Here is a 25767-nt window from a genome sequence, read left to right as displayed (position 1 = left end):
TGGTGTAGCGCCCGGCCTGACGGGCGCAAGCGGGGTTAAGCGGCGAAAAGGTCGCCCTGGCGGTCGGCGTAGCTGCACCAGCGGGCAAACGATTCGTTGCCGCACCAGGTCTGAATTTTTTCCACGAAGCCTTCACGACGCGCTGTGGTGATTAGCTCGGCGATCACCTCGGCCGAGTCACCCATTTCAAAGCAGTTGTCGAACTGGCGTTCGCCCAGGCCTTCGAAACCGTTGTCCCAAAGTTCATACCGGACTACGGCGTCTGCCAGGTCATGCTTGAACGTCAGCACCAGGAACTCGACGCGGGCATTGAACTTGTGTACCTGGCGACTCAGTTTCAGCAGCTTTTTGCAGATCTCGACCTGACCGCTTGTGAAGCGCTTCATCAGCTGTTGCTTTGCTTGTCTGTTCATTTCGTCTCACCTCTGTGCTGGCTTAGCTGAGTGCCTTTCGCCGATGCGCTTAGGTCGATCGGGCGCATAGGTGCGTGACAAGGGCGCGATGCGAGGCCGCAGCTAAGGGAGCGAAGCGAGTCTGAACGGGGGAGTGTCGCGGGCGCAGCCGAACCCTTGTCAGGTGCCGCGCTCGATCTACCGTCAAGCGCACGGCGAAAGGTGCGCAGCAAAGCCTGCAGGTGATACGGGAAGTACAGGCAGCGACGGCAAGCGGAGCGCGCAGGCCGAGAGGCCGGAGGCGTTAGAGCCGGCTTGCCGGCGAGGATTGAAGCCCGAAGGGTCGAGACGGGCCGGCTTCATGGCCTGGCTCGATGCGCAGCACGAAAGCCCGGCCCTGAGCGCAGCGAGGGGAACGCGCATCAGCGGTTGCCAGCGATCGAGCTGCACCGAGGCTTAAACAGCCAGGGCACGCCTCTCCTATTGCGATTGAGCAGATCTGAGTGATTGAGCTAATGCCAGAACATCACCTGCAGCTGCTGGCGGAAGCCAGGCCTCAACCTTGACCCAATCAGCCGGCAAATCCTCCAGGCGCGCCCGAATGCGTGCCATAAGCCTGTGAACCACCTGCCGGGTCAATCCAGTCTCCAAGGCGGCTTCGGACACACTGGCACCCATGACCAGGACGAGCCTGGCAGCACTTATCGAGCGATCGGAGAACGCCCGACGTCGATTCTGGCCCGCAAGCACGGCCATGACCCGCTCAAATTCGTCCGCAGCCATCAGGGCGCAGGGTGAAACAGGACTGATCATTCTGATCAACTGGGCAATCTGGGCGTTGCTGTAGTTCTGAGTGATCTTCGTTGCAAGACCAGGCAGGTCAGGATCGACAATCATAGGGGCAGACCAGACTGAAAGAAGTCAAAACTACAGGAATCGCAACCACATGTAACCTGTATCAAGCTGCAGTTTTGACACTGACCTCAACGTGCATGCCGCCCTGGGCTAGCATGTTGATCAATCGATCCACGCTGAACAGGTCGATCTTTCCGCGCTGGAGTTCTGAAATGCGGGGTTGCGTTACGTTGAACAGCTGCGCAGCGTCAGCCTGCGAGAGCTGACGCACCTCGATAAAGTCTCGGATAGCCGACATTAGGCTGCTGCGAATACGCATGTTCTCTGCTTCGGCTGGTGAGTCCTCCAGGGCGTCCCAGACGCTGCTGAAGGCTTGATTTGATTCAGTCATTAGTTCAACTCCTTAGTCAGTTCTTTCATCCGCTTGGCGGCGAGGTCAAGGTCATGCTTGCTCGTTTTTTGCGTCTTCTTTTGGAAGCAGTGCAGGACATAAACCGCCGTCGAGAATTTCGCAATGTAGATCACACGGAAGGCGCCGTGGGCGTCCCTGATCCGTATCTCCTGTACCCCTGGACCAACGGTCGTCATGGGCTTCCAATCGTCAGGCTCATTGCCCACCTGCACCCTATCCAGCTGAAAGCCGGCCTCACGGCGGGCAGAGATTGGGAACGCTCTCAGGTCGTTTAGAGCTGAGCCCATAAAGATGATTTGTTTGAGGACTTTGTTCATGGACTAATTATACGTGATTACGTATATCTAGTCTCTTTTATTTTACCTGCATTTTTGTCACCACATGGTGCTACTTATGATCGTCAACATAGGGTCTACCCCAAGTGACACGAAAATCAGCACGACCCGATTTCAGCTTTGCGCACTTAACGCACACCCAATTTGATACAATCATTTGACTACACCCAAAATGAGACGGATCTACTGATGTTCATTCGTGCATACCTTCGAGCATCGACCGATGACCAGGACGCAAGTCGAGCGCGCGATTATTTGGAAACGTTTGTCTCCGGCTACGGCAAGGCCATCGCATCGTGCTACATGGAAAATGCCAGTGGCAGCCATGCCGACCGCCCGGAATTAATCCGACTACTCAAAGATGCTCGCCGAGGTGACGTGCTGCTGGTGGAAAGCATCGATCGGCTGTCGCGGATGGATGACCAGGCTTGGCGATCCCTCAAAACAGCAATCGATAACCGAGGCATACGGATCGTCTCTGTGGATCTGCCTACCAGTCATCAAGGCATGACGGCCCAGTCGGGGGACGAGTTCACCGACCGCATGCTGGCGGCCATCAACTACATGATGATCGATATGATGGCCGCGATTGCCAGGAAGGACTATCAGCAAAGAAGACTGCGCCAGGCACAAGGGATTGAGAAGGCAAGAGCTTCAGGCGTCTACAAAGGCAGACCCGTAGACGCAGAACTGCGTAACCGAGTGCGTGAGCTGCTGGCTGCGGGTCTCGGAATCCGCGCCGTAGCGAGGCATGCTGCGTGTTCAACTACGACCGTCATGAAGGTCCGCGACGAGCTGGCGCAACGTTAGTCGGTTAAGGCCAATAGGCACTGACCTACTCATCGTCACGAAGCACCCAGCCCGCTTTTGAAAAAGCCCACCGGGTCAGGACGAGGCTATCAAGGGGGTCATACGGGCGGTTGTCCCAGTCGTGGCTTGAGATGTTCACCCTTCTAGCATTTTTGATCAGTGTTCCTGTGTGCCCTCCCCGGGAAATCAATTGGACTGAATCATCTGACTGTCGCTCGAATTCGATCCGAACCAGGATGGGATAGTCATACCCATTGCCTTTGGCCTGAAGCGGCTCAGTACAGGTTATGAACCCCATGACAGGGGTAGCAATCGCGTTCATAGAATGTCCCTTAGTGCTTTGGCTGTGCAGCGGCCCATTGGATATAAGCGCTTTCGATCAACCACGTAGCATCAGCGGCTGTGGGTACAGGATTGAGCGCTATGTTAGCCAGCTTTTTTTCTATCCACGTCAGCAGTGCGGTACGCCCTGCTGGACAAGGCATTAGATCACGCTCCAAATGGTTGGCAAGCTCTGAAATAGCCACATCGCGCTCGGCACTTTTTGCAGTCATCGCAATTCTCCTGGATCACTTCGCCGCGGAGACTTTACTAGGCCACTTGGCGTTGGTGCATCCCCTTGGCCTCCAGCACACGCATCGATTCGACCGAGTACAACGACTCGGGGACCAGTAGCAGGCGTTTTAGGCCTATGGCCTCGCCAGTCTCCTGACAAAAACCGTAGTCGCCCAGAGCGAGAATTTCCAGGACCTTAAGCACATGGCTCAACGCTTGTCTGCCACTTTCTATCATGCTTGCTGCCACCGCTCTGTTTTACTCATCGGAAGCGAAGTCTGCTTCGTCCGGGTGGGGATGATAACCCGACAGCCTGGAACAAGATGGTAACCGCCAATGTTCATGGAATCAGCGAACGCTAATCACACCTTACGTTGATTTTTGGTTCCGTTGCTCCTAAATCCCCTACAACCGAGGTACTCCTTCACCATACCGGATGAGATCTCCCGAGGTGAGCTGCGGCAACTGGGTAATCCAGACCACGATCTATGACCAGAGCTATATTAGGGTTTACGCTGTAATGCATATGCATATACTATGTATTGAGCTCATGAATACGCTTTTTACCGCTAGTCATGAGCAATAAAATACATATCAAAAGCATATTATATAAACATCAAGGCAGGTGGACATGACAATTTATGCTGTGGCAAATACGAAAGGTGGCGTAGGTAAGACCACTACTGCAGTCAGCTTGGGAATCGGTTTGACGCTCAAAGGGCGCAAGGTGTGGGTAATTGATGGCGACCGTCAGAAGACTGCGCAGAAAGCCATCACACACCGGTATACCAAAGGGATCGAGCCTGCCTTGGCATGCGACGCTTATATTGATGGTCCAACGCTGCGCAGCCAGCTGATGCTGCGCAAGGGCGACTATGACGATATCGTGATCGACGTGGGTGGCTTCGATTCTTCTGCTATGCGTGCGGCATTGGTTTTATGCGATGCAGTGATCATACCGTTCCGTCCTCGCTCGTTTGACATGTGGGCCTTTGACGAGATGTTGCCTCTGCTGGAAGACGCGCGTAGCACTCGCGACGACTTCCCCGCCTATGCGGTCCTCTGCCAGGCAGACCCTGGCGTTCTGGCACTCGACAATATTGAAGCGGCTAAATGGGTTTCGGAGTACCCACAACTTACTTACGTGGATACCCCGCTCCGTACACGTAAGGCTGTTAGCAATGCCACAGGCCAAGGCATGGGGGTATGGGAGTACAGCCCCAAAGATGGTAAAGCAATCGCCGAAATCGATGCTTTAATTAAATATCTAATACATATGCATTGCGGATCAAAACCGAATGAGGATGCAGCGTAATGGCACTTGCACGACCCCCTAAAGCGGTTGATAACGCTATTCATAAGCCAGCCTCGAAAACTGACTCCGTAGCTGCTGACCTCTACATCCAAGGCGCGCCTGACCTAGAAGGGCGTCCCAAACGACTGCGCCGTGGCAAGCGCGTACAGGTCAGTCACACCTTGCCGGAAGCGATGTTGGATGAGATCGATGCCGCCGCCGCTGACGACGGGCTAAGTCGCACTGCCTGGATTAATTGGCAGATAAAAAAGATCCTTAAGAAGCGGGATGGTAAAAAATAGGTGCATATAGGCCCAATGGGCCTATATGGGGTTTTAATCACAAACCGCCTAAATTTCCGTAGGACGACCTGATTATCACCCTGCAAGCTGCTCGATTCGCTTGCCCATAAGGCTGAAAACCGCATTCACGTATCCCATATTGCTGACTGGCGAATATCTCCGGCCCAACGGCGAAAACGCTTAGGGTGTTATCTCGCCCCCCAGCCGGAACCGACCCCTAACTAAGACGTGATAAAATATTCCTACGGTTAACAGACTGCCAGAATCATGAAAGCCCCCTCGATCAAGAAGCTGCTCAAGCCCTACTGAACAGGCTCTGAGAATGTATTTTTACCGCCTATGGCGAATGGAGACCCGCACCATGGCGATGAAGTTTGGCCGCGCCCACTGCGAAGAACTCAAAAAATTGTTGTCGCCCTACCAAGCACGCGATCTTTATACCAACGAAGACGGCGAGCACTATGCACAAGAGTTGACCTTTCTCTGCGAGGATCAGCGCTGCCGCGCACTACTCACACCCGTCGGCATATACATGGCGCGCAAATCAAAACGGGCGCTGCACTTTCGCACTAAAGATACACATGCATCGGATTGTGATTTTCTACAGCCTGGCGCATCCAGTGGCCCGAGCCGCTCGCCAGCGGGGCAAGAGGACGACTTCAAACCCAGCGACTTCCCAACTGAGCTAGATTTATCTCCTTGTCCCCGTAAAGGCGCTGCAGGGGGAGGCGAAACCACGACCAGCGGGACTGATGACGAGACAGGCAGCAGCGTGGCCACCTCGACAAGCGGTGGCAGCAGGCGAAAGACGAGTACCCGCACGCGCTATTTGGATTTGGTGGTGGATTGCTACCTGTCCGAAGATAACGCCAGCAAGAACCAGCTCTTGACCATTGCAGACAAGACCAAAACCTTTACCCGCTTTTTCAAGAAGATCCAGTATTTCCAAGACGAAACCGGACTGATCTATCACGGCCTGATCGATGATCTACGACTATACGCAGGCAAAGGCGTGGGCCTACGCTTTACCGAATTGGTGTGGGTGAACAAGAAGCGATACCGTATATGGGCGCATGTCCCACAGAAGCGTATCGACGAGTCCCGACGCCGAAAGGCTTTTCTGACAGAAATTGATGAGTTGGAGAAAGCGATCAAGGCCGGAGAACAGGTACATGCGTTCTTTGTCGGCGCCTACCCGCTCAGAAGCACCGTGGAGAATAGAGACGGCAGCCAATTTGAGGTATACCGAGCCGAGCTATCAAGTATCGATCATCTATCTCTGGTATTTGCCGAACCCAACCAACGCTAGACCCCCACCCCGCCTAAACCACAGAATACGATGGTTATAAAAAAACCGTCCCTTTAGGGGTCGCCTCAGAAAACGGATTTTACAGTACGTTAAGCTGATTTCAGTCGTCGTAATGGCCGGAATCTTCCACCACGGGGTTTGGGGAGTAACGGAACAGAAAAACAACCTAAACCCCGCCACTCGCGCTCGGTATGGTTCAAAAGGGTGGTTCTTTCCAAGATGGCTCTATAGGCTTGCTGTTATACCCATAGAGCCATGGCTTATCAGCTATGGCTCTATGGGTATACCTAAATAGACCAGCCTGGCATTCTTGATTTATGGTATCAAAAGCATATAGTGATACCACTAATGGCAAAAACTGGTAACTACCAAGTGGCAAACGTGAACGTAAGAAATCTACCCGATGAAGTGCATCGGGCCATCCGCATCCAAGCTGCCCTGCACGGGCGCAGCACCGAGGCCGAAATACGCGACATCTTGGAGCGGGCGGCGAGACCCGAGGGACGTGTGAAACTTGGCTCGTTCTTGGCGTCTATTGCCCGCGAGGTTGGTGGTCTGACCGATAAAGAACACACCTTGTTTGAGAACACGCGCATCACGTCTCCGGCCCGTGCGGTGAGCTTTGAATGATCCTGCTCGATACGAACGTAATTTCAGAACCGCAGCGCCGAGAGCCCAATGCCCACGTCCTTGACTGGATCGACGCACAAGCGCTGGAAACGCTTTATCTGTCCACCATCACGGTAGCCGAGTTGCGTGCTGGTATCGCGCTGATGCCTGTCGGAAAACGCCAGGATAGCTTGCGTGAAAACCTGGAAAAGCACCTGCTGCCGATGTTCGCCAATAGGGTGCTGTCGTTCGATATGACTTGTACGAAGGCTTATGCCGAGCTGCTGGCCAAGTCCCGCGCAGCCGGGTTGGCGGTCGAAACGGCAGATGCCTTCATTGCAGCCATCGCCCTCGCCAACGGCTTCACCGTCGCCACCCGTGACACTGGCCCTTTTGAGGCTGCCGGGTTGAACGTCATTAACCCCTGGGAAGCGTAAACGTAGTGTTGAATCAGGAACGTATCTAAGGAAGGTCTGAAGTAGGCATCGATTTTTGACGCTCTCATGGCCTGAGGTTCAAAAAAAGCTCGCCCGATCAGATAATTAGACGTTTTCCGCTCTTAACTCATCGATTTTCCTTCAAACAGCACCTTTCCAAGGCGTTTTTCCGCATTACAGGCGCACCTCTCCCATCGCCAGCAGCCGTTTTCGCACCATCCAAAGGTTCGACAAGGCAAACAGAGTAGCCTGTTGCGCGGTGTTTTTAGCCAGCCCGCGAAACCGGACTTTCGTATAACCAAACTGGCGCTTGATCACGCGAAACGGATGTTCAACCTTCGCCCGTAACTGGGCTTTCGTGAACTCGATTTTGCGATAGACCCGTGCGATCAAACTTTTCTCGCCATGCTTTTTATAACGGCTTGGGCGGGCCGCAATTGACCAGATCATCTGACGATCCTGATGCTCCGCACGCTTGTCCACGCCGGTGTAGCCCGCATCACCGCTGACATAGGTTTCCTCACCATGTAGCAATTGATCAACCTGAGTCACGTCCGCCACATTCGCCGCAGTACCCACCAGGCTATGGACTAAACCCGACTCGGCATCGACGCCGATATGCGCTTTCATGCCGAAGAAATACTGGTTTCCTTTCTTCGTCTGATGCATTTCGGGATCGCGTTTGCCGTCCTTGTTCTTGGTCGAGCTCGGCGCATGAATGATCGTCGCATCGACCACCGTACCTTGGCGCAGCATCAAACCTCGATCACCCAGATAGCCATTGATGACCTGCAAAATCCCGCCTGCCAACTCATGCTTTTCCAACAGACGCCGGAAGTTGAGAATCGTGGTTTCATCGGCGATTCGATCCAGACTCAACCCTGCGAACTGGCGCAGGATCGTTGTCTCGTAAAGTGCTTCCTCCATCGCCGGATCGCTGTAACCAAACCAGTTCTGCATCAGGTGAATACGCAGCATCGCCATCAGCGGATAAGCCGGACGGCCACCTTCGCCCTTTGGATAATGTGGTTCGATAAGGGCAATCAAGCCTTTCCAGGGCACAACCTGATCCATCTCGATGAGAAAGCGCTCGCGGCGGGTATGCTTACGTGTAGCGGCCTGCAATCGAAATGGTCTCGACCTGCAATCATCGCATTTTTCGACCGGGATTAATTGCGTCTATCCGAGCCAGCAGACCGAGATTATTTGCGAATGAACCTGCATTCATCTGATCCGACCTGCAATCGACCGTCATGAACCGGAATTGACTGCGAGTGAGCGCACGCTGTTTCTGTCTCATTCGAGTACACCCTTGCGGGACGCGTGTCTGAGGCGTTTTTTATGTCTCAATAGGGTTGATTTTCATTTTTGATATAGTACTTTCACAAAATCTAGAGCCTAAAGAGACAAAAGCGCTATTGGGGTAGAGGACTGAATCTTGTGACCGCCACTATGGTGCTCTGGAACACAGGGTTTGGGAGTAACGAAACAGAATGTGCACTTAGCCCAGCTCCTGAAGACCACTGTTTGATGGACGCTAAATCATCGGTTTTTCAGTCGCATTTAATCCTGGTCGGTTGCGCTCGATTGCAGGTCGAAGTGGCTGGATGCAGGTTCGTTTGCAGTCAATGCTGGTTCGCAGTGCCGGATAGACGCAATCAATCCCGGTCGAAAAACGCGATGATTGCAGGTCGGTGCCATTTCGATTGCAGGTCGTTACAGCTAAGCGATGCCTCCAACAGCGCTTCCTCACGAGGATCGAGGCAGTCGGCGGCGATCTGCACTCTCACTCCGATCATCGTTCTACTGTATGCCTTGCAGGCTGCATCCTGAGAAGCAGCGCTGGTGATGGCGTTTATTCCGTCAGCAGCGATCACTTGCAGAATCGGGGGTGGGCTGTTTTTGCCGTAAAGGGCAAGCAGCGCGGAAACCCGGCGCGCTTGTGAATCGTGATCTAGTGCCCTGCGGCGTCTGCCGAGAGCGAGCGACTGTTTAGGTGCTTTGTTGGGCATCTTATTTACCTCCCTCTTTTCCTAGCGTTTAGCAACTGTGTTTGCTGTCTCGGTCGCCTCTACTGCAGCATGCAGAAGCATCAGCAAATCCATACGCTCGCGGCTGTACTCTCTGCCCAAACAATCTGCCTCGTTCTTGTCATCTTCCAGAACACGTTTTTTGCTGAGTTCGTTCACCTGCTCCAACGTGGTCAACAGTGTTGGTGAGACTTCGACCTGAATAATGAAGCTCCATATTTCTTGCGGACACAAAAATTGGCATCCTTCTAAGTACTTGGCCCCACGTTTGACGGCAGGGCTTAGCTTGTACCTGGGCACAAACCATATGAATCTTGGTTGTCAGGCCGACTCGACTGCGCCCCAGAGCATGGTCTAGCGATTCTTCAGGCCCTCTTTTTCCCGGCGCCTGAAGAGGCTCGGGTTGCACGTACCGCCGTGGAGTAGATCATCCAGGTGCCCAGATCGATCAGTTCTTCCTGGTTGAGTCGAATGTGCAAGCGTTCCAGTATCCGGTCGAACGTACCGTCATCGCGCCAGTCACAAAAACGTTAATACACCGTAGACCATGGCCCAAAACGTTCTGGCAGATCACGCCAGGCAGCGCCCGAGCACAAAATCCAAAGGACTCCGTGGAGTACCAGACGATCATAACTACGTGGGCGACCCATTTTCTGCTCGGGAGAAACCAGATACTTGATCAATTCCCACGATGCGTCGGAGAGTTCGCAACGCTTTGCCATGTGGGAATCCAGCCAATCAATGCGGCAATTCTACCCCCACCGACTTTTCGTACAGAACCTAATCTAGCTCTGTTCATAGATCGTCGCCTGGATTACGCAGTGACCGCAGCTCACCTCGGGCGATCTCATCCGGTACCGCGAAGGAGTACTGTCCCAGCATATTGATATGCAGTAAATCAGCGGCGACAGCCGAACCAGATTCTCGTCCATGGATGGTTGAGGAGCCAGTGTAGCGGTTTACGCCCAGGCCTGGGTTACCATGGCGCCGCGAAATTTCCGCCGAACCCTCTGGCCGCCTATGTCCTCCAACGCGCTGTATACCGACCTTTCCATCTACTACGACCTGATGTGCGCCGACATTGACTACCGGGCACAGAGCCACAGCGTGCGCCGCCTGCACCAACTTTTCGGTAACCGCGGGCGCCGCCACCTCGACCTTGCCTGCGGCACCGGGCCCCATGTGCGCCACTTCCTCGACTTCGGCTACTGCAGCGCCGGCCTGGACATCAGCCAACCGATGCTGGACCTCGCCCAACTGCGCTGTCCCGAAGCACAGTTCAGCCGCCAGGACATGGCCGGTTTCCATGTGGACGAACCGCAAGACCTGATCACCTGCTTCCTGTACTCGACCCATTACAACCCCGACCTGGCACAACTGCGCGCCTGCATTGCCAGCGTGCACGGCGCCCTCGCAGAAAACGGTGTGTTCTGCTTCAACGCGGTAGACAAACTGCATATCGACAACCGCTTGCTCGTACGCCATAGCGTGGAGTTTGAAGGCAGCCACTTCACCTTCGGCTCAGGCTGGTATTACCGCGGAGAGGGCGAGCAGCAGGCGCTGCGCCTGAGTATCGAGAAGGCCACAGCGGGGGTGACTGAGGCCTGGCAGGATGAGCATGCCATGGTGGCGCTGAGTTTCACTGAATTGCAGGGGCTGTTACAGCCGTACTTTGAGGTGCAGGTTTTTGAGCATGACTATGAGCGGATCACGCCTTGGGAGGGCGTGACCGGGAATGCGTTGTTTGTGTGTGTGAAGCGTTAATAAACTGCCAGAGAGCGCTATTGCTGGCGCGCTGGATCGCAATGATGCCAGCGCGTATTCAGCTGATTTGATTTAGCTTGGCTTTCGCCCGGATCTTTTGCGTCGGCCTCCTGGCTTCGATGGCGGTCTTTTTTTAAAACAATCGTATTTTTTAGTTTACGTATAGAGCCTAGTCATTCATTCTATTTTACTATTTGTAAAAACCAAGCAAAAAGATAAATGGTATGAACAGTCTTCACAAGACCAGTCTGCTAGCGGCTGTATTGACCGTATCACCCTGCATTGTGGCGGCTAACGCGCATGCGATGAGTTGTCCTGTCCCGCAAAGCGTGAAGTAGGTTAATGGTGTATATATCGCACCGGAAACATTTGCCGGGTGGGAGGGAAATTGGGTTTCTCAACCACATAAGAAGCACTCCATCAAAGAGTTTTCCACCGCTTTATATCTTTCCGTCGAAAAAAGTCGGCAGGGTGGAACATTGACTAACTGCAGTTATTCATTGGGCGGAGATAACGGCATCATAGATCTTGAGTATCGCAAAGCAGGAGATGAGAATAGATTAAAAACGCTTATCGTTTCCATTGAAGGTCAGCACAATTGGAATAAGGAGCATGGCGCGGTTGGCATTCAGGGATATGAATGTACAAAGTCAGCATCCGAGTGTCAATTCATTCCGCTGCGGCTAAACGAGGACTGATAAGTTGATGCGTATGAATTTAAAAATTCCTACGCATCAAGCTGAGGCTATGAAGGAGGCGTCATGCCCTATCGTGGGAGGCGGATTGCCAGCGTAGCCAGTCCGTTTAAGATTTAGCATTTGTAACGCAGTCTTCGCGAGCAAGGGTTGCGGACACTGGTAAAGCGGGCACCTTGACACCAGCCTACTATATGACGCTAACCATCAAAAAAATCTGCAGTAGACTCGCCGCTCATAAAATAGGATGCACATCATGCTGATATCAAACATTCAACACGCGGGTTCGTCGCGTGCCTTACAGGCAGCGGCGATGCTGTTCGGGTTGATACTGTCAACACTGGCCAGCGCTGCCGATGCGCAGAAGACCTACGGCGAGATGGACGGTGCAGCCTTTGATAAAGCTGCCCGCAAGACTTACGCGCTGCAGGACTTCTCCGACCATTATCGCGCCACGGTGGAAGTTGCGGCTGCGGACGAGACGTTTCGTCCCGGTGTCATCACCGTGTATGGCAAAGCGAGCGACAAGTTGCTGATCCGCGTGCAATCCAATGAGCTTGTGCTGGACCCTGATGCGAAAAGCGGCAAGATCAAGGCCAACGTGCAAGAGCTGCCGTATGGCGAGCAGAGTGTACTGATCTACAATGATTTCAACTTTGACGGCATAAAGGATCTGGCCTTGATGGACGGCCAGAATAGCTGTTATCGCGGGCCGTCGTTTCAAGTGTTTCTCGGTACGGCGAACGGTTTCAAGCACAGCGATTCGTTTACCAAGCTTGCGCAGAACAACTGCGGCATGTTCGCAGTGGATGAGAAGAAGCACCAGATCAGCACCATGACCAAAGACGGTTGCTGCTGGCATCAGACTGCCACGTACAGCATCCGCGGTGGCGAACCGGTCATGGAAACCGAGACGATCACCGAACAAACCGGTGCATCGGGTGTGCCTACGCAAACGGTCGGCATGAACAAGAATGGCAAGATGGTACGCACGACCAGCATGCTGTGGAAAAAAAATGATCAGCGCGAAACTCTGCTGTCGTTCAAGCTGGCACCGGCCGGCAAGCGGGTCATTCTGTTCCGCTCAGGGGCAGGCAGTCCGGTCTTTTACGCGGCAGTTAACACCAAGGATCAGGTCGGACTGCTTTATCCGCAGGCGGATGCCGAGCGGTTCGAATACGACGCTGCGAGTAACGCACTGAGCTTTGTGCGCGGCGACACGACGTATCGCATTCAGGGTGATGCGAAGGGTGCGCCCAAAAGCATGCACGTGGTGGCGCGCGGCAAGGCAACCGATCTGAAGCTGCTTGCCGAACCTGCCCAAGGCTCACTCGAAAAGGTCGCTGAAGCGATCAAGGCAAGCGCCCAGTAGCCATCAACCCCAACACCTGATCGCTTCCAAAAACGCCGTGAAAGTGGGTGATGCTTGGCGGCGATTAGGGTAGGTGGAAGCCTTTGAAGTAAGGGCTCCGGTCGACGAGCGCTTCCTTGAGGCGTCCGCTGGCCAGGTGCGGCTTGGCGAAAAAGTTCGGCACATAGGCCTGGCCCACGCCATCGAGCGCTGCGTTCATACACAGGAGTTTCAAAGCGCCTATGCATGAAGCTGAAGCTATAAAGGAGACGTCATGTCTTCATAAAAATGCGTAGGAAGAGGCTAGGGGTTACTTATTTAGTGAAAATCTTTACAGAACCGCATTTTCGCAGGTTATTTAACTGATAAATTTACTTGGAGGCGCACTTTTCCCCTGTCAGTGCTATACGTCTGCACGGTCATTTGGGCATGGATTAAAAGCCCGCGCACCGTCAACCCATTGACCGCCGCTGCGTCGACCATTTTGCCCCGCATAGGATGCAGACAGACGGATCCTGATTCAGGAATGCGTTTGCCATCTGCGCAAAATACAGCTTCGGTGCATCGATCCATTAATCTGCCTCTTTGATCGGACCCAGCTCGGTCAGTCGCCTGCCGAACATTCTGCTACAGTTGATATCCTGCTTGGGCGGTGCAGCCTCTCCCAGCTCCAGGCACGGAATGCCGGCGAGCTCGCGTGCAGTTTTCTCGATGACAACGCTGAACCGATCTCTCAAGGTCCGGGCATCGGCACGGGCAAGATCGATCGCGGTGCGGATGTTTATAGCCTCGAACAGGTCATCGGTAAATTCGCCTGGCTGGCAGATATCCATCAGCAGCACCTCTGCTTTGCTGTACCTGAAGCTTGGCCGAAAAATCCGCGAGACCGCCTCCGTCGCGTATTGCGCCATAAGCCTCACATCGTTGGTGGGGTAGGGCAGCTGGACCAGTGCGCCGTTTGCATACTTGGCCTCGTCAGGATTGAACTGGCCGGTGCGGATGCTCACCCTAATCTTTTTACACACGGAACCCTGAGCTCGCAGCTTCTCAGAGGCACGCATCATGTAGGTGGCCACCGCCTCTTTGATCGGTCCCAGTTCGGTCAGTCGCTTGCCAAACATTCTGCTGCAACAAATCTCCTGCCGTGGCGGTTCGACTTCGTCCAGCTCCAGGCAAGCGGTGCCAGCAAGCTCCCGTGCAGTTTTCTCGATCACAACGCTAAACGTTTTGCGCAGCATCCAGGGATCCGCCTTGGCGAGGTCCTTGGCCGACAGGATCCGCATGCCCTCCAGATGTGCTTTCATATTTCGACCAATACCCCAGACTTCTCCGACAGAGGTATTGCGCAGCACCCAATCGCGTTTTACAGGGTCGCAGATGTCCACGACCTCACCTGTGTGCGCCTGGATACGCTTTGCCGTGTAGTTGGCCAGCTTGGCCAGTGTCTTGCTCGGTGCAATCCCCACACCCACGGGAATACCTGTGCAGCGATGGACTTTGGCTCGAATCGATATTCCCAACTCGGTCAGATTGCCTGGCATGCCGGTGAGGTCTAAAAATGCTTCGTCGATGCACTCTGCGTCGTCAGTGCCACCGCGATAAAGGCAGCAGGTTTGACTATCGTGCGACGCTCTGCGTCGGCATGCCGTTCTCGACGCTCTGCGTCCGATCTAGCATAAGTGCAATTACTGCTTGGTCACCACAACCCGTTCCGCCAACCCTGCCACTGGCTCTTCAGCCACCATGCGCGCCGTCATCCGCTCTGCATCCCGGCTGAAGCAGCGCGATGCCTGATACAAAAACAGCAAGGTCAGAAACAGCGCGACCGGGATCAGGTACATGGCGTCGTGCAGGCCGATGGCTTTGAAGCTTTCGTTCATGACATCGACACCCGCCACCGCCATCGCCGAGTAGGCGAAGTGATCAGAGAGCAGGCCGACCACCACCGGCCCAAGCCCGCCGCCCAGCAGATAGAGCCCGGCAAAGAACAATGCCATGGCGGTTGCCCGCAGGCGAGGCTCGACCACGTCCTGTATCGCGGTATAGGCGCAGGTGTAAAAGTTGTAGGCAAACAGCCAGCCAAGGCTGAAAACGCCTACAAATACGCCGATCTCGATTCGTCCTGCATGCAGCGCATAGCCTGTCGCCAGCGCGGCGACCAGCATGCTGAAGGTCGCAAACAGTAGCCGCCAATTGGCGGAACGCTGGTGCAGCTTGTCGGCAATCCAGCCGCCCAGCGTCAGGCCGATCAATCCGGTCACGCCCACGATGACCCCCGTCGCAACCGCAGCTTCCTGCAACGGCAAAAGGAAGTAACGCTGCAGCATCGGCACCATGAATGAATTGCAGGCGTAGGTCGCAAAGTTGAAGGTCAGACCGGCCAGCACCAGCCACCGAAAGGTCGGGATCGACATCACCCGGTGGATCGGCTTGTCGATCTTAGCTTCCGACATGCGCACGCTTTCGGCAGCGCCGCGCTTGGGCTCCCTGATGAAAAAAAACAACACGGCCAGCAACAGACCGGGCACCGCCGCAATGAAGAATGGCGCACGCCAGCTGTCGAACGCCTTTACCATCGCACCGATGGTAAAGAACGCCAGCAGCAAGCCCAACGGCAGACCCAGCATGAACAGGCCCATGGCCCGTGCGCGCCGGTGGGCAGGGAACAAATCGCCAATCAGCGAGTTGGCCGCAGGCGCATAACTGGCCTCGCCTATCCCGACGCCCATGCGCACCAGCAGGAACGTCCAGAAACTGCCGACCATGCCGTTGACCGCCGTCAAGCCGCTCCAGACCGCCAGCCCGCAGCCCATCAGCTTTTTACGCGAACCGTTATCCGCCATGCGCCCCAGCGGCAGGCCGGCAATGGCGTAGACCAGCGTGAACGCAGTGCCGAGCATGCCCAGCTGGAAGTCGCTCAAGTGCCATTCCAGACGAATGGGCTCAACGATGATTGCCGGAATGGTACGATCGAAAAAGTTGAACAGGTTGGCCAAAAACAACAGGAACAGCACGCGCCAGGCATTGGCCGCTTGAGTCGCGTTTTCCAGCGGGAGCTTATTCATGGCGTCATTCGTCCTTCCATATCCAGATTCAGTCACTCAAATCTAGCAAGAGGGCTATCTGCCTGTAAATATTCGTGAATATGATACGTGCATGATGGCATTTTATAACTATTCGTTATTGAGCTGATGTCAAAATGCCCCCTCATTTGAGTGGCAAGTTGTAAACAGCTTCTATACTCAGCTCAAATCGCCAGGCCTTAAGCCTTGGCGCCCTGGTAGTCAAAGTAGGGCACGCTATGGAGTGGCTGGATTTGAACATGTTCGCTGGCCTGCCAGCGGATGGTCAATTGCTGGTCGACTGCAGTCATAATCTGTTTCTGGTGGCGCTGGCCTATGGCGTGGCGTGTGCGGCGTGCTTTGCCACGCTGGACATCGCCGACCGAGTCATCCATGTGGATGCCACCAGAAGCCGACGCGTATGGAAAGCGCTGGACGCACTCTGCCTGGCAGGTGGCATGTGGGCCATGCACTTCATCAGCATGCTGGCGTTTCAGGCACCACTGAAAATCTCCTACGACCTGACTATTACCTTGGTGTCGCTGCTGATCGTGCTGATCACGGCACTGGGTGCGATGAAAGCCCTCACTATTCCGGCGTTGACCCTGAAGCGCTGCCTGATCAGCTCGGTGGTCATGGGCATAGGCATCAGCACCATGCACTATCTGGGCATGTCGGCCATGCGCTCCGCAGCCACGCAATACTACGAGCCGCGAATGTTCGCGTTGTCGATCGTGGTCGCGGTGCTCTCCAGCATCGCGCTGCTGACCCTGTCACGCCACCTGCGTCAGTACAGCGGCATCTTTCATCAGATGTTTCGCTATTGCGTCAGCCTTCTGCTGGGCGCAGGCCTGCTGACCATGCACCTGATGGGCATGAGAGCGCTGCGCCTGGTCATACCCGAGAACGCCGAGCTGCACATCCCCGGCACCGAAAACAGCCAGCAACTGGGGCTCACCATTGCGGCCATTACCCTGCTGATCATCGCAGGCAGCATCAGTGCGGCAATGGCCGACAAGAAGCTGCAGGGCAAGGAGCATGACCTGCAACGGGTCAACGCCCTGCTTAGCCAGCTGGATCAGGCACGCGTTTCGCTTCAGGAATAGGGCAGCCTGCAGCTGCAAATCGCCCGTTCTTACGATCGCGTAGCAGCAGGAACATGGGTTTGAGCTTTGTCATGAGGCCCATTATTGATCATCATGAAGCCTGCTTACCCACCGCTGTTGCTTCAGATGAGTCCAGCCTACAAACCTCGACCGCTCAAAAACCTCTTCACCGCTAACCAGTGCTGGGCACACCTCCTCGAGGAGGGCGGCTGGCGCGACATCGAAGTCGAGTCCAGCTGCGTGCTGTGTGGACCGCGGATGGTTTATACGAGGGCGGTGGCCTGCCTGACAGTGCAGGGCCTGGTCAACAATGCCCAAAGCATCGCGCAATTGAGGTACGTGCGGGACTGATGTGGGGAAGGTGCTACCGCGCCTGCAGCTTGGAGGAAGGTGACAGCCAAGGCGATATGTCACCCTTTCATCATTGGTAGGCGACAGCTGCTCCAGTTGGAACTGCCGCAGGCAGCGTGACACCAACGTAGCCTGAGCTTAGTGTAAGTAAGCGACCGGATGATGCGGTGCAGATGGCCAGCGACCCCCCAGTCAAATTGATCATCTCCGAAACAAGACTAGGCTGCGGGGAGCCGTAGAACGCGTAACTTCGTCCTGCATCGATCACTCCATCCACTCCAGGGTAACGCGCGTACCAGGTGGGCAGATCCAACTGGTTATCGGCCACCGTTCCTGACGCAGCTTTGTGAGTGTATGCATACTCGGCCAAGGCATTTCTGTAGACCAGGACGTTACGAGCAATCAGCGATATTTCCACGGTCTGAGAGTTCTGTTCTGCCTGATGGGTCTTCTCATAAACCATCCCAAGCACTGCCGTTATGACCACCATTGCAAGCCAGTAAATGTTCACTCTACGTCCTCGATGACTGCTATGAACTGGATCAGAGCTGGCAACAGAATATGGTGGCGTAATCGTTCTGGCCGACGACGAGGCCCGGGGTACTACTGAATCTCATGGCTGAACCGGTGGTGTCCCACCCAATTTTCGTGTAACCGACTGGACAGGCGTAGGTAGTCACGTCGTTTGCGTCATAACCTGGGATAGTCATTGCCGTACAGTTGGGGGCACTGGAACCGTTTACCTTCCAGATCTGGTTCTCACAGGAGAGAGACCGGCCCGTGCTGGTGCGACCAATCATGCCGTTTGCGGCACAGGCTGTGCCGGCGGTGGCAACGCCATTGAGCTGAAGGTATTCACCGACGGTTGCGCGTCCTTCCGAGGTCACTGTTCCACCGCGTATGTTTCCCGCTGTGTAGAGGTTTTTGTCGCCGTAGACCCGAACCCAGTCAGAGTCACTCATGTACCAACCACCCCCCCATTTTTCTCCCCTCAGTCTGACGAGCATTCTCGCCTAAATGGGTGTCCGGTTTCATTAGACCACTACACCGCGTGCAGCCTAGCCGGTACGATAAAACCGCCGTTTTGTGAAACCACTTCTGCGAGCACCTCACCTGAGGTAGGGGTATTGCACTCAGTTTTTGCGTGCCGCCGATCGACAGAATCAACAGAACTGGAACCGATTCCGCTATCTGACCACCTACACCTATGAGTGCTCTGCATAACTTTTCAGCGTCACTAGTCAAACGAGGTGAATAATATGAAATTTAGTAGCACCGTTTCTAAAGCTAAACTATTAGCATTGGCGAGCCTCACCGCCTTGTCTCTCCAAATACCTTTGGTTAATGCTGCCGGGGATAGTGCGATGCTAGGTGGAGGTCAAACCAGCATCGAACGCCCAGCACCGCGGGAAGGAAAAGGCAATCAGGGAAGCTCAGGCAGTGGCTCCGCTAGTCCGAGCGCAGGAAATGCAGGAAATACTCGTCAACGACGGGATGATGACATTCCATGCACTCCCATCGTGGGAACCACGAAATGTATTGCATATTGATCACTGTAATGGCCGAGTTGCCCGTCATTGATACCGTATAGACCTCTAGGATGCTCCGATCAACTTGCCGCGCGTCAGCGGCAAGTCGAAAATGCACTCGGCAAACAGCGCTATTCGCTGAAAATGGCCTGATGCAGCCTGCGTTGAGGGCATTTTCGCCCGGTTTTCCTTGTTGGAAACGTTCGCGGCGTGCCTGCTTGCGCTTGCCGGCATATTTCGAAATCGGAAAAGCTCATCTGGCTCATGGGCGGCTCGGATCAGGTGGTCAGGCGTATTTCATCACATTTGGGACTTGTTCGGAGATCCCCTAATTTGAGGTGGATCTACACAGGTGCAGCAATGCTAAAAAGCTGCGGACAGACTTACTTAAAACTGCACGCCTTAAAGACAAGGCACTTGGCAACCCGTACCGCATATCAAGAACTCAGACAGGTATCAGGCGATGAGCGACAGACCGGAAGACGAAGACAGAAACGAAAACCCCAGTCGTCGTCGCTTTCTCGGCGGGATGGCAGCGCTGGGCGCGGGCGTCACCCTCAGTGGCTATGTTTCTTCTCACGAACGGCCACCCGCCGAACCGGACCGGCATCACCTCACAGGACCGGCACTTGATCGGGCCCTGCGTGAGAACGTGAAAACGGTGATCGTGATCTACGCCGAGAACCGCAGTTTCAACAATCTGTTCGGTGACTTCCCTGGCGTGCAGAAACCGCTGTCTTCACTCAGGCCTGCCGAGTATCAGCAGCGCGATCGCGATGGCTCGATGCTGGACAAGCTGCCGCCGGCCTGGGGCGGCGTGTTGCAGGTCGGGCCTCAGACGGTTGACGGCGTGACCTATCCCGTCGGCGTGCAGTTTCAGGAAAACCTGCCCAACGCGCCCTTCCCGCTCAAAGGCCCGAATGCCGAAGACCTGCCGATGAGCCTGGTCACCCGCGACCTCTGGCACGTGTTCTACCAGAACCAGATGCAGATCAACGACGGCCTGAACGACTGTTTCGTTGCATGGGCCGATGCGGGCGGGCTGACCATGGGCAACTACGCACAAAGCCAGTATTCATTGCGCCTGTGGGACGTCGCCAGAGAGTTCGTGCTGTGTGACAACTTCTTTCAGGGCGCATTCGGCGGCTCGTTCCTCAACCATCAATACCTGATCTCGGCCACTGCACCGGTCTATCCGAACGCCGCCGATTCGCCTGCAAAATCCCAGATTGCCTCGTTGCAGAGCATGAACCCGCTGGACCCGCGTCTCAAACCGCTGGACAAGTCTCCCGCCAGCGCCATGGAAGGTCCGCCGCAATTCGGCCCCAGCGCGATCACGCCGGATGGTTACGCGGTCAACACCATGGCCCCGCCATACTGGCCAACCTGGCTGCGCGATCCGCAAAACCCTGATTACTCGAAACCTGACCTGGCCAACGTGCTGGTGCCACAGAGCCACGAGCACATCGGTGACAAGCTGTCGAAAAGGAATGTCGACTGGGCCTGGTACGCCGGCGCCTGGCAGGTGACGCTCGACGAGTTCAAGGACTCGTCCGGCATCCCGAAAATCCCCAACTTTCAGTACCATCACCAGCCGTTCAACTACTTCAAGCAGCAAGGTCCGCAGAACCCGACCGAGCGTAAAAAACGCCTGCGCGACGGCGGCCTGGGTGACGAGTCCAGCACCAACCGCTTCCTCGCCGATGCCGAAGCGGGCAAGCTGCCTGCAGTGACCTTCTACAAACCCCAAGGCAACCTGAACATGCACGCCGGTTATGCCGACGTGGCCTCGGGTGACCGGCACATCGACCGGGTCATCAAGGTACTGCGCAACAGCCCGCAGTGGGACAACATGGTGATTGTCGTGACCGCGGACGAAAACGGCGGCTGGTGGGACCACGTCGCACCGCCGAAAGGCGACCGCTTCGGCCCCGGCACGCGTGTTCCGGCGCTGGTCATCTCACCGTTCGCCCGCAAGAGCAAGGTGGACCACACGGTTTATGACACCGCCTCGATCTTGCGCCTGATCACCCGCGTCCATGGCCTAGAAAAACTCGACGGTCTGAAACGCCGCGACGACGCAATGATCGGACGCGGCCAGACGCCCATGGGCGACCTGACCAACGCGCTGCACTTTCCAGCCTGATAACACTGATCGCTCACCGCCTATGTCTCATTTGAGTGCACCCTTGCAGGACGCGTATCTGAGACGTTTTTAATGTTTCAATAGGGTTGATTTTCATTTTTGATATAGTACAGACAAAAAATCTAGAGCCTAAAGAGACGAAAGCGCTAGCCTGAAGACCACTGTTTGATAGACGCCAAAATCATCGGTTTTTCAGTCGCATTTAACCTTGGTTGGTTGCGCTCGATTGCAGGTCGAAGTGGCTGGATGCAGGTTCGTTTGCAGTCAATGCTGGTTCGCGGTGCCAGATAGACGCAATCAATCCCGGTCGAAAAACGCAATGATTGCAGGTCGAGGCCATTTCGATTGCAGGTTGTTACACGTAGGGGTTGTTGATCGGCTACGTGGAACAGGGCAGCCTGCGGCTGCAAATCGCCCGTTCTTACGATCGCGTAGCAGCAGAAACATTGATTTGAGCTTTGTCATGATGCCCGTTATTGATCATCATGAAGCCTGCTTACCCACCGCTGCTGCTTCAGATGAGTCCAGCCTACGCACCTCGACCGCTCAAAAACCTCTTCACCGCTAACCAGTATTGGGCACATCTCCTCGAAGGGGGCTATGAAGACATGACGCCTTCTTCATAACGTCAACTTGATGCATAGGCATCTTAAAATCCCCATGCATAAACTCATCAGTCCTCGTTTAGCCGCAGCGGAACGAACTGACACTCAGATGCTGACTTTGTACATTCATATCCTTGAATTCCAACCGCGCCACGCTCTTTAATCCAATTGTGCTGACCTTCAATGGAAACGATAAGTGTCTTTAGTCTATTCTCATTTCCTGATTTTCGATACTCAAGATCTATTACGCCATTATCTCCGCTTAGTGAATAACTACAGTTAGTCAATGTTCCTCCCTTCTGACTTTTATCCACTGAAAGATATAAAGCAGTGGAAAACTCTTTAATGGAGTGTTTCTTGTGTGGTTGAGAAACCCAGTTCCCCTCCCAACCAGCAAACGTTTCCGGCGCGATATAGATACCATTAACGTACTTCACGCTTTGCGGGACAGGACAACTCATAGCATGAGCGTTAGCTGCCATAATGCAGGGGGATGCGGTCAATATAGCCGCCAGCAGACTGGTCTTGTGAAGCCTGTTCATAGCACTTGTCCTCTTGTCTGGTTCTTATAAATAGAATGAATGACTAGGCTCTATACGTAAACCAAAAAATACGATTGCTTGTAGAGAGCACGGAAGTGTTAGTGGAGCCGCACCAGCCGGCAGTTCCCAGCCTGCGGGGAAATATGAGGGCCGGGGAGCAATGAACATCGATTTGAGCTTTGCCATGAGGCCCATTATTGATCATCATGAAGCCTGCTTACCCACCGCTGCTGCTTCAGATGAGTCCTGCCTACACGCCTCGACCGCTCAAAAACCTCTTCACCGCTAACCAGTGCTGGGCACACCTCATCGAGGAGGGCGGCTTACGCGACATCGAAGTCGAGTCCGTCACCAAAATGCTGGCCTGCGGCACCTCGATCCTGGGCGTCAAACACTACACCTGCGGCAACCACAGCTGCCCGCACGTCAAATACCTGTGCAACACCTGCAGTTGCCGCGCCTGTCCATCCTGCGGCAAAAAGGCTACCGATCAGTGGATAGCCAATCAACAGCACCGCTTACCCGAGTGTACCTGGCAACACCTGGTGTTCACATTGCCTGACACCCTGTGGCCGCTGTTCTTTCATAACCGTCACTGGCTCGATGCCTTGTGTCGCCTGGCCGTCGACAACCTGCTCTATGCGGGCCGACGCCGGGGCGTGGAGGTGGGTGTTTTCTGCGCCATCCACACCTACGGGCGGCGACTTAACTGGCACCCACACATCCATGTCTCGGTCACCTTGGGTGGGATCGATGACGCAGGTGTCTGGAAAGATCTTTCGTTTCATCCATCAGCCTTGCGTCGACGCTGGATGTGGAATGTACGCCAGTACCTGCTCAGTCAGTGGGAGCACACCACCGTCCCACCTGAAAACGCTCATCTGCAGAGCGAAAATGACTGGCGTCACCTCGTGCTCAACGCCGGTGGTCAGCACTGGCACATCCACTTGTCGAAGAAGACGAAAAACGGCAAAAAGACCGTCAATTACCTGGGCCGCTACCTGAAAAAACCGCCCATCTCGGGCAGTCGTCTGGCGCACTACACCTCCGGTGCCACGTTGAGCTTCACCTACCTGGATCACCGCACCAAGACCTATCAACAGGAAACACTGAGCCAGACCGACATGCTGCGCCGGGTGGTGCAGCACATCCCGGAGAAGCACTTTCGGATGATCCGGTATTTTGGATTTCTGGCCAACCGCGTCTGTGGCCGACAGCTACCCCGGGTGTATGAGGCGATACGAATGGAAAGGCGTGGCAAAGCGCCAAAACTGTATTTTGCGCAGATGAGCAAAGCGTTCTTGCATCGGGATCCGTTCAGCTGCGTGCTGTGCGGAGCGCGGATGGTGTACACCGCAGCCATCGCCGGTCTGACAGTGCAGGGCTTGATCAACAACGCTCAAAGCATCGCGCAATTGAGGTACGTGCCGGCCTGATACGGGAGAGGTGCGTCCAAAATCTGGAAAAGGCACAGAAAAGTCGCTTTCAATCCATTTTTCGGCGTGGGTGATGGGTGAAAAAAGCTTTTTGCCGACATCGACGCCACGTTGGCATCACGCAGAGGGTGCCTTTTTAGGAGGATTACCCTGTATAGGAATTATTGAAATTCCTATACATGAACAATCGTCATGTTCCTTTTTTAACGGCTCTCCAGCTTGCGGCCCCTTCGGCACCGCAGATATCTGATGTACACCGGATTGCACACCTGGAGCGCGACGATTTGCAGCCTGGCCCGAAGCGGGTTGTGGGGTAGTTGAATCGACTGGGCCATCTGCCCCAGTCGCAACCTTGGCAGGCTGACGGGTAGCCCTGAGAACACTCACAGTGGATGGTTGAGAGACTTCAGTGAGAATGTGCGTGTAGCTGGCCACCGTTCTCACCGAAACGCCGGCGAGTTTCGCAATGGCAGAACGTACCAGTGCCTTGCCCTGGTCTTGAAGCTGCCTGCACGCTGCTCGGATCTTCGATTCTGTGGCTTTGTGCCGCAGCTCATTGGTGCGCTTGGCCGCCAGGCTCTGCCGTTCGGTGAGCGACAAGCTGCCATCGAGCTGCATTGCGCCTCGATGGCAGCGACGATCACCGGTGTACCGATCCCACGTCCAGCGACCTACGGATTTGACCGTGGCACGTATCGATGACAGCGGCAGGTTTTCCGAAAACCCCTGCTTTAGAAAGCTGTTGTGGTTGTAGGCATATGCATCGAGCGAGCGCATGAAGGACTCAAACGAACCCAGCTCGCGCTCGCGATTGACGATGCTGTACGCAAAATAACGCAGCTGCTCGAACAGGATGCAGTGCCGCGAATGGCTGACCTGGTCAAGCTTGGGACCTGTGGCCCAGGGTTTGACGGTCAACTCCACCGCGCTCGCCAGTTCGCCCAGTTCGTACACGTGGCTATGAAATTCGGTCGTCTCCCACCAAGGGTGGCCAGGTGTTTTGGCCACAGGGCCACCGTGGTAGTCCACGTCCGCGTCGAGGCGAGCGGCAAACGCGGCATAGATCGCTTTCATGTACTGAATGGGCTTGGTCCGTGCATTCTCAGTGGTGCATACGGACGGCACCGCATAGAACAGCTGGGAGTGACCGCTCTTGCGGTTGCGCACCATCAGGTTAGGCGCGGGCAACCCAGCATCGTCCCAGGCTAATGCGTTGGCATGGTCCAGGTCGAACACCAGCCAAGACACCATGCCGGGGCGATTGACCTGCATATAGGGATAACGCAGCGCGTATTCACGAGGACGGACGCGAGTCGCGGTTTTGTCGTCACTGCACCGCGCCATGTACGGCGCTTCCAGCAATAACCGGTTGAGCGCAGTGCCGTCTTCGAAGAAACGGGCAGGCGGCAGGTGGGTGCTGCTGGCCAGCGGATCGGCGTTGGCCGTGGGTGAGGTCGCGCGGGCAAGACTGATCGCGTGGTCGTGGCTCATGCCTCACCGCCTTGGCCAACTGGTTGGCCAACGGCGTGAGAGGGTGTGACGCAAGGCGTCAAGTGGGGGGGCAGGGTGCTGTCATCGAGGACGCACAGCCGCTGAAGAATCTTTTCCATAAGTCCACCGTTCAGCGGTGAACTGAAGGCTTCACTTTTGACGGCTTGCACAAAGCCGCAGTGAACGCCATAATCAGCTCACGTTATGTGTGTTGAACAGGTAACCCGCGTATCAAACGGCCTGTTCAAGATTTTCCAAAAAGCCCCGCCGGCAAGCGGGGCTTTTTGGTTTCTGCAATTCGTGAATCTACATCGTCGCTTTCCTGCAAATAAAACTGTGCCGGATAGTA

Annotated in this window: 25 protein-coding genes and 8 pseudogenes; 13 read left to right on the top strand and 20 right to left on the bottom strand. The window is 55.0% G+C overall.

Translation table 11 applies throughout. From position 1 onward, the window contains the following. Positions 1-35 precede the first annotated feature (35 nt). The 4 genes from PSPTO_RS29225 to PSPTO_RS29210 form a co-directional block, all read right to left on the bottom strand. Positions 36-413, bottom strand: coding sequence for a hypothetical protein (locus PSPTO_RS29225; RefSeq protein WP_003344294.1), 378 nt, complete (start codon positions 411-413; stop codon positions 36-38). A gap of 459 nt (positions 414-872) precedes the next feature. After that, entirely contained in the window at positions 873-1289 is a 417-nt protein-coding gene (locus PSPTO_RS29220; RefSeq protein ID WP_002556003.1) for a TrfB-related DNA-binding protein, read from the bottom strand. Positions 1290-1350: 61 nt separating this feature from the next. Beyond that, complete coding sequence (locus tag PSPTO_RS29215; protein ID WP_002556002.1) at positions 1351-1638, bottom strand: helix-turn-helix domain-containing protein; 288 nt, start codon at positions 1636-1638, stop codon at positions 1351-1353. Then, on the bottom strand, positions 1638-1976 hold the full coding sequence (locus PSPTO_RS29210; protein WP_011106968.1) for a type II toxin-antitoxin system RelE/ParE family toxin: 339 nt from the start codon (positions 1974-1976) through the stop codon (positions 1638-1640). Before PSPTO_RS29210 ends, PSPTO_RS29215 begins: the two co-directional genes overlap by 1 nt. A 207-nt stretch (positions 1977-2183) precedes the next feature. Here PSPTO_RS29210 and PSPTO_RS29205 point away from each other — a divergent pair, with 207 nt between their 5' ends. Then, a complete protein-coding gene (locus PSPTO_RS29205) occupies positions 2184-2804 on the top strand; it encodes a recombinase family protein (protein ID WP_005769724.1) in 621 nt (206 codons plus the stop codon). A 25-nt stretch (positions 2805-2829) separates the two neighbouring features. On the opposite strand, the gene PSPTO_RS30755 is transcribed toward PSPTO_RS29205, so the two are convergent. The 3 genes and pseudogenes from PSPTO_RS30755 to PSPTO_RS29195 all read right to left on the bottom strand — a co-directional run. After that, positions 2830-3126: a hypothetical protein gene (locus tag PSPTO_RS30755; RefSeq protein WP_005769726.1), complete on the bottom strand. Its 297-nt coding sequence runs from the start codon at positions 3124-3126 to the stop codon at positions 2830-2832. A gap of 10 nt (positions 3127-3136) precedes the next feature. Continuing rightward, positions 3137-3358: a hypothetical protein gene (locus tag PSPTO_RS29200; RefSeq protein WP_005769728.1), complete on the bottom strand. Its 222-nt coding sequence runs from the start codon at positions 3356-3358 to the stop codon at positions 3137-3139. A 37-nt stretch (positions 3359-3395) separates the two neighbouring features. Further along, positions 3396-3653, bottom strand: a pseudogene (locus PSPTO_RS29195) (TraR/DksA family transcriptional regulator); the annotation flags it as partial. 337 nt (positions 3654-3990) lie between these two features. On the opposite strand from PSPTO_RS29195, the gene PSPTO_RS29190 reads away from it, so the two are divergent. The 5 genes from PSPTO_RS29190 to PSPTO_RS29170 all read left to right on the top strand — a co-directional run bounded on the left by PSPTO_RS29190 (position 3991) and on the right by PSPTO_RS29170 (position 7310). Then, a complete protein-coding gene (locus PSPTO_RS29190; protein ID WP_002556051.1) occupies positions 3991-4674 on the top strand; it encodes an AAA family ATPase in 684 nt (227 codons plus the stop codon). After that, complete coding sequence (locus tag PSPTO_RS29185; protein WP_004666803.1) at positions 4674-4955, top strand: hypothetical protein; 282 nt, start codon at positions 4674-4676, stop codon at positions 4953-4955. The genes PSPTO_RS29190 and PSPTO_RS29185 overlap by 1 nt, the downstream gene beginning before the upstream one ends. A gap of 361 nt (positions 4956-5316) precedes the next feature. Next, a complete protein-coding gene (locus PSPTO_RS29180; RefSeq protein ID WP_005769731.1) occupies positions 5317-6264 on the top strand; it encodes a hypothetical protein in 948 nt (315 codons plus the stop codon). 372 nt (positions 6265-6636) lie between these two features. Continuing rightward, positions 6637-6894 carry a FitA-like ribbon-helix-helix domain-containing protein gene (locus tag PSPTO_RS29175; protein WP_003381346.1) on the top strand — a complete coding sequence of 86 codons (258 nt, stop codon included), beginning with the start codon at positions 6637-6639 and terminating at the stop codon, positions 6892-6894. Further along, complete coding sequence (locus PSPTO_RS29170; protein ID WP_005769733.1) at positions 6891-7310, top strand: type II toxin-antitoxin system VapC family toxin; 420 nt, start codon at positions 6891-6893, stop codon at positions 7308-7310. Before PSPTO_RS29175 ends, PSPTO_RS29170 begins: the two co-directional genes overlap by 4 nt. A gap of 174 nt (positions 7311-7484) precedes the next feature. On the opposite strand, the gene PSPTO_RS29165 is transcribed toward PSPTO_RS29170, so the two are convergent. From PSPTO_RS29165 to PSPTO_RS29150, 4 genes and pseudogenes are all read right to left on the bottom strand, one after another. Continuing rightward, positions 7485-8435 carry an IS5-like element ISPssy family transposase gene (locus PSPTO_RS29165; protein WP_164923181.1) on the bottom strand — a complete coding sequence of 317 codons (951 nt, stop codon included), beginning with the start codon at positions 8433-8435 and terminating at the stop codon, positions 7485-7487. A 533-nt stretch (positions 8436-8968) separates the two neighbouring features. Continuing rightward, positions 8969-9322 carry a hypothetical protein gene (locus tag PSPTO_RS29160; protein ID WP_011106966.1) on the bottom strand — a complete coding sequence of 118 codons (354 nt, stop codon included), beginning with the start codon at positions 9320-9322 and terminating at the stop codon, positions 8969-8971. 21 nt (positions 9323-9343) lie between these two features. Next, on the bottom strand, positions 9344-9574 hold the full coding sequence (locus tag PSPTO_RS29155; protein ID WP_044393496.1) for a hypothetical protein: 231 nt from the start codon (positions 9572-9574) through the stop codon (positions 9344-9346). A gap of 64 nt (positions 9575-9638) precedes the next feature. Next, positions 9639-10062 (bottom strand): annotated as a pseudogene (locus PSPTO_RS29150) (IS5 family transposase); the annotation flags it as partial. A 298-nt stretch (positions 10063-10360) separates the two neighbouring features. Here PSPTO_RS29150 and PSPTO_RS29145 point away from each other — a divergent pair. From PSPTO_RS29145 to PSPTO_RS29135, 3 genes are all read left to right on the top strand, one after another. Beyond that, entirely contained in the window at positions 10361-11104 is a 744-nt protein-coding gene (locus tag PSPTO_RS29145) for a class I SAM-dependent DNA methyltransferase (protein ID WP_044393498.1), read from the top strand. A 353-nt stretch (positions 11105-11457) separates the two neighbouring features. Then, positions 11458-11802 carry a DUF3757 domain-containing protein gene (locus tag PSPTO_RS29140; RefSeq protein WP_226992717.1) on the top strand — a complete coding sequence of 115 codons (345 nt, stop codon included), beginning with the start codon at positions 11458-11460 and terminating at the stop codon, positions 11800-11802. A gap of 253 nt (positions 11803-12055) precedes the next feature. Beyond that, positions 12056-13171, top strand: coding sequence for an XAC2610-related protein (locus PSPTO_RS29135; protein WP_044393500.1), 1116 nt, complete (start codon positions 12056-12058; stop codon positions 13169-13171). 3 nt (positions 13172-13174) lie between these two features. Here PSPTO_RS29135 and PSPTO_RS29130 read toward each other — a convergent pair. The 5 genes and pseudogenes from PSPTO_RS29130 to PSPTO_RS29120 all read right to left on the bottom strand — a co-directional run. Next, a pseudogene (locus PSPTO_RS29130) lies at positions 13175-13370 on the bottom strand (LysR substrate-binding domain-containing protein); the annotation flags it as partial. A 134-nt stretch (positions 13371-13504) separates the two neighbouring features. Beyond that, positions 13505-13713, bottom strand: a pseudogene (locus PSPTO_RS30465) (hypothetical protein); the annotation flags it as partial. A 15-nt stretch (positions 13714-13728) separates the two neighbouring features. Then, a pseudogene (locus tag PSPTO_RS30460) lies at positions 13729-13941 on the bottom strand (DNA-directed DNA polymerase); the annotation flags it as partial. Next, positions 13942-14721 (bottom strand): annotated as a pseudogene (locus PSPTO_RS29125) (DNA polymerase V subunit UmuC); the annotation flags it as partial. It lies immediately after the preceding pseudogene. A gap of 114 nt (positions 14722-14835) precedes the next feature. Beyond that, positions 14836-16215, bottom strand: coding sequence for a spinster family MFS transporter (locus PSPTO_RS29120; protein ID WP_044393502.1), 1380 nt, complete (start codon positions 16213-16215; stop codon positions 14836-14838). A 236-nt stretch (positions 16216-16451) separates the two neighbouring features. Here PSPTO_RS29120 and PSPTO_RS29115 point away from each other — a divergent pair. Further along, positions 16452-17315 (top strand): annotated as a pseudogene (locus PSPTO_RS29115) (MHYT domain-containing protein); the annotation flags it as partial. Between the two features lie 87 nt (positions 17316-17402). After that, complete coding sequence (locus tag PSPTO_RS30085) at positions 17403-17669, top strand: hypothetical protein (RefSeq protein WP_080392168.1); 267 nt, start codon at positions 17403-17405, stop codon at positions 17667-17669. A gap of 70 nt (positions 17670-17739) precedes the next feature. Here the strand turns inward: PSPTO_RS30085 and pilM are convergent, their stop codons facing one another. Both pilM and pilV read right to left on the bottom strand, forming a co-directional pair. Next, positions 17740-18180: a type IV pilus biogenesis protein PilM gene (gene pilM, locus PSPTO_RS29105; RefSeq protein ID WP_011106959.1), complete on the bottom strand. Its 441-nt coding sequence runs from the start codon at positions 18178-18180 to the stop codon at positions 17740-17742. 31 nt (positions 18181-18211) lie between these two features. Then, a pseudogene (gene pilV / locus PSPTO_RS29100) lies at positions 18212-18655 on the bottom strand (shufflon system plasmid conjugative transfer pilus tip adhesin PilV); the annotation flags it as partial. A gap of 1006 nt (positions 18656-19661) precedes the next feature. Here pilV and acpA point away from each other — a divergent pair. Continuing rightward, on the top strand, positions 19662-21344 hold the full coding sequence (acpA, locus tag PSPTO_RS29095) for an acid phosphatase (RefSeq protein WP_011106957.1): 1683 nt from the start codon (positions 19662-19664) through the stop codon (positions 21342-21344). Between the two features lie 673 nt (positions 21345-22017). Here the strand turns inward: acpA and PSPTO_RS29085 are convergent. Continuing rightward, the gene (locus PSPTO_RS29085; RefSeq protein ID WP_011102937.1) at positions 22018-22491 is read right to left on the bottom strand and encodes a DUF3757 domain-containing protein; all 474 of its coding nucleotides are present in this window, start codon (positions 22489-22491) and stop codon (positions 22018-22020) included. Between the two features lie 206 nt (positions 22492-22697). Between PSPTO_RS29085 and PSPTO_RS29080 the strand changes: the two genes are divergently transcribed. Further along, complete coding sequence (locus tag PSPTO_RS29080) at positions 22698-23927, top strand: IS91 family transposase (RefSeq protein ID WP_004667395.1); 1230 nt, start codon at positions 22698-22700, stop codon at positions 23925-23927. Between the two features lie 117 nt (positions 23928-24044). Here the strand turns inward: PSPTO_RS29080 and PSPTO_RS29075 are convergent, their stop codons facing one another. Then, complete coding sequence (locus PSPTO_RS29075; protein ID WP_011106956.1) at positions 24045-25418, bottom strand: replication initiation protein; 1374 nt, start codon at positions 25416-25418, stop codon at positions 24045-24047. Positions 25419-25767: the final 349 nt, after the last annotated feature.

Origin of the sequence: Pseudomonas syringae pv. tomato str. DC3000 (assembly GCF_000007805.1) — a bacterium.
Lineage (GTDB): Bacteria > Pseudomonadota > Gammaproteobacteria > Pseudomonadales > Pseudomonadaceae > Aquipseudomonas > Aquipseudomonas avellanae.
Note: the sequence above shows the minus strand (reverse complement) of the source record. Positions and strands in the feature narration are given on the sequence as shown.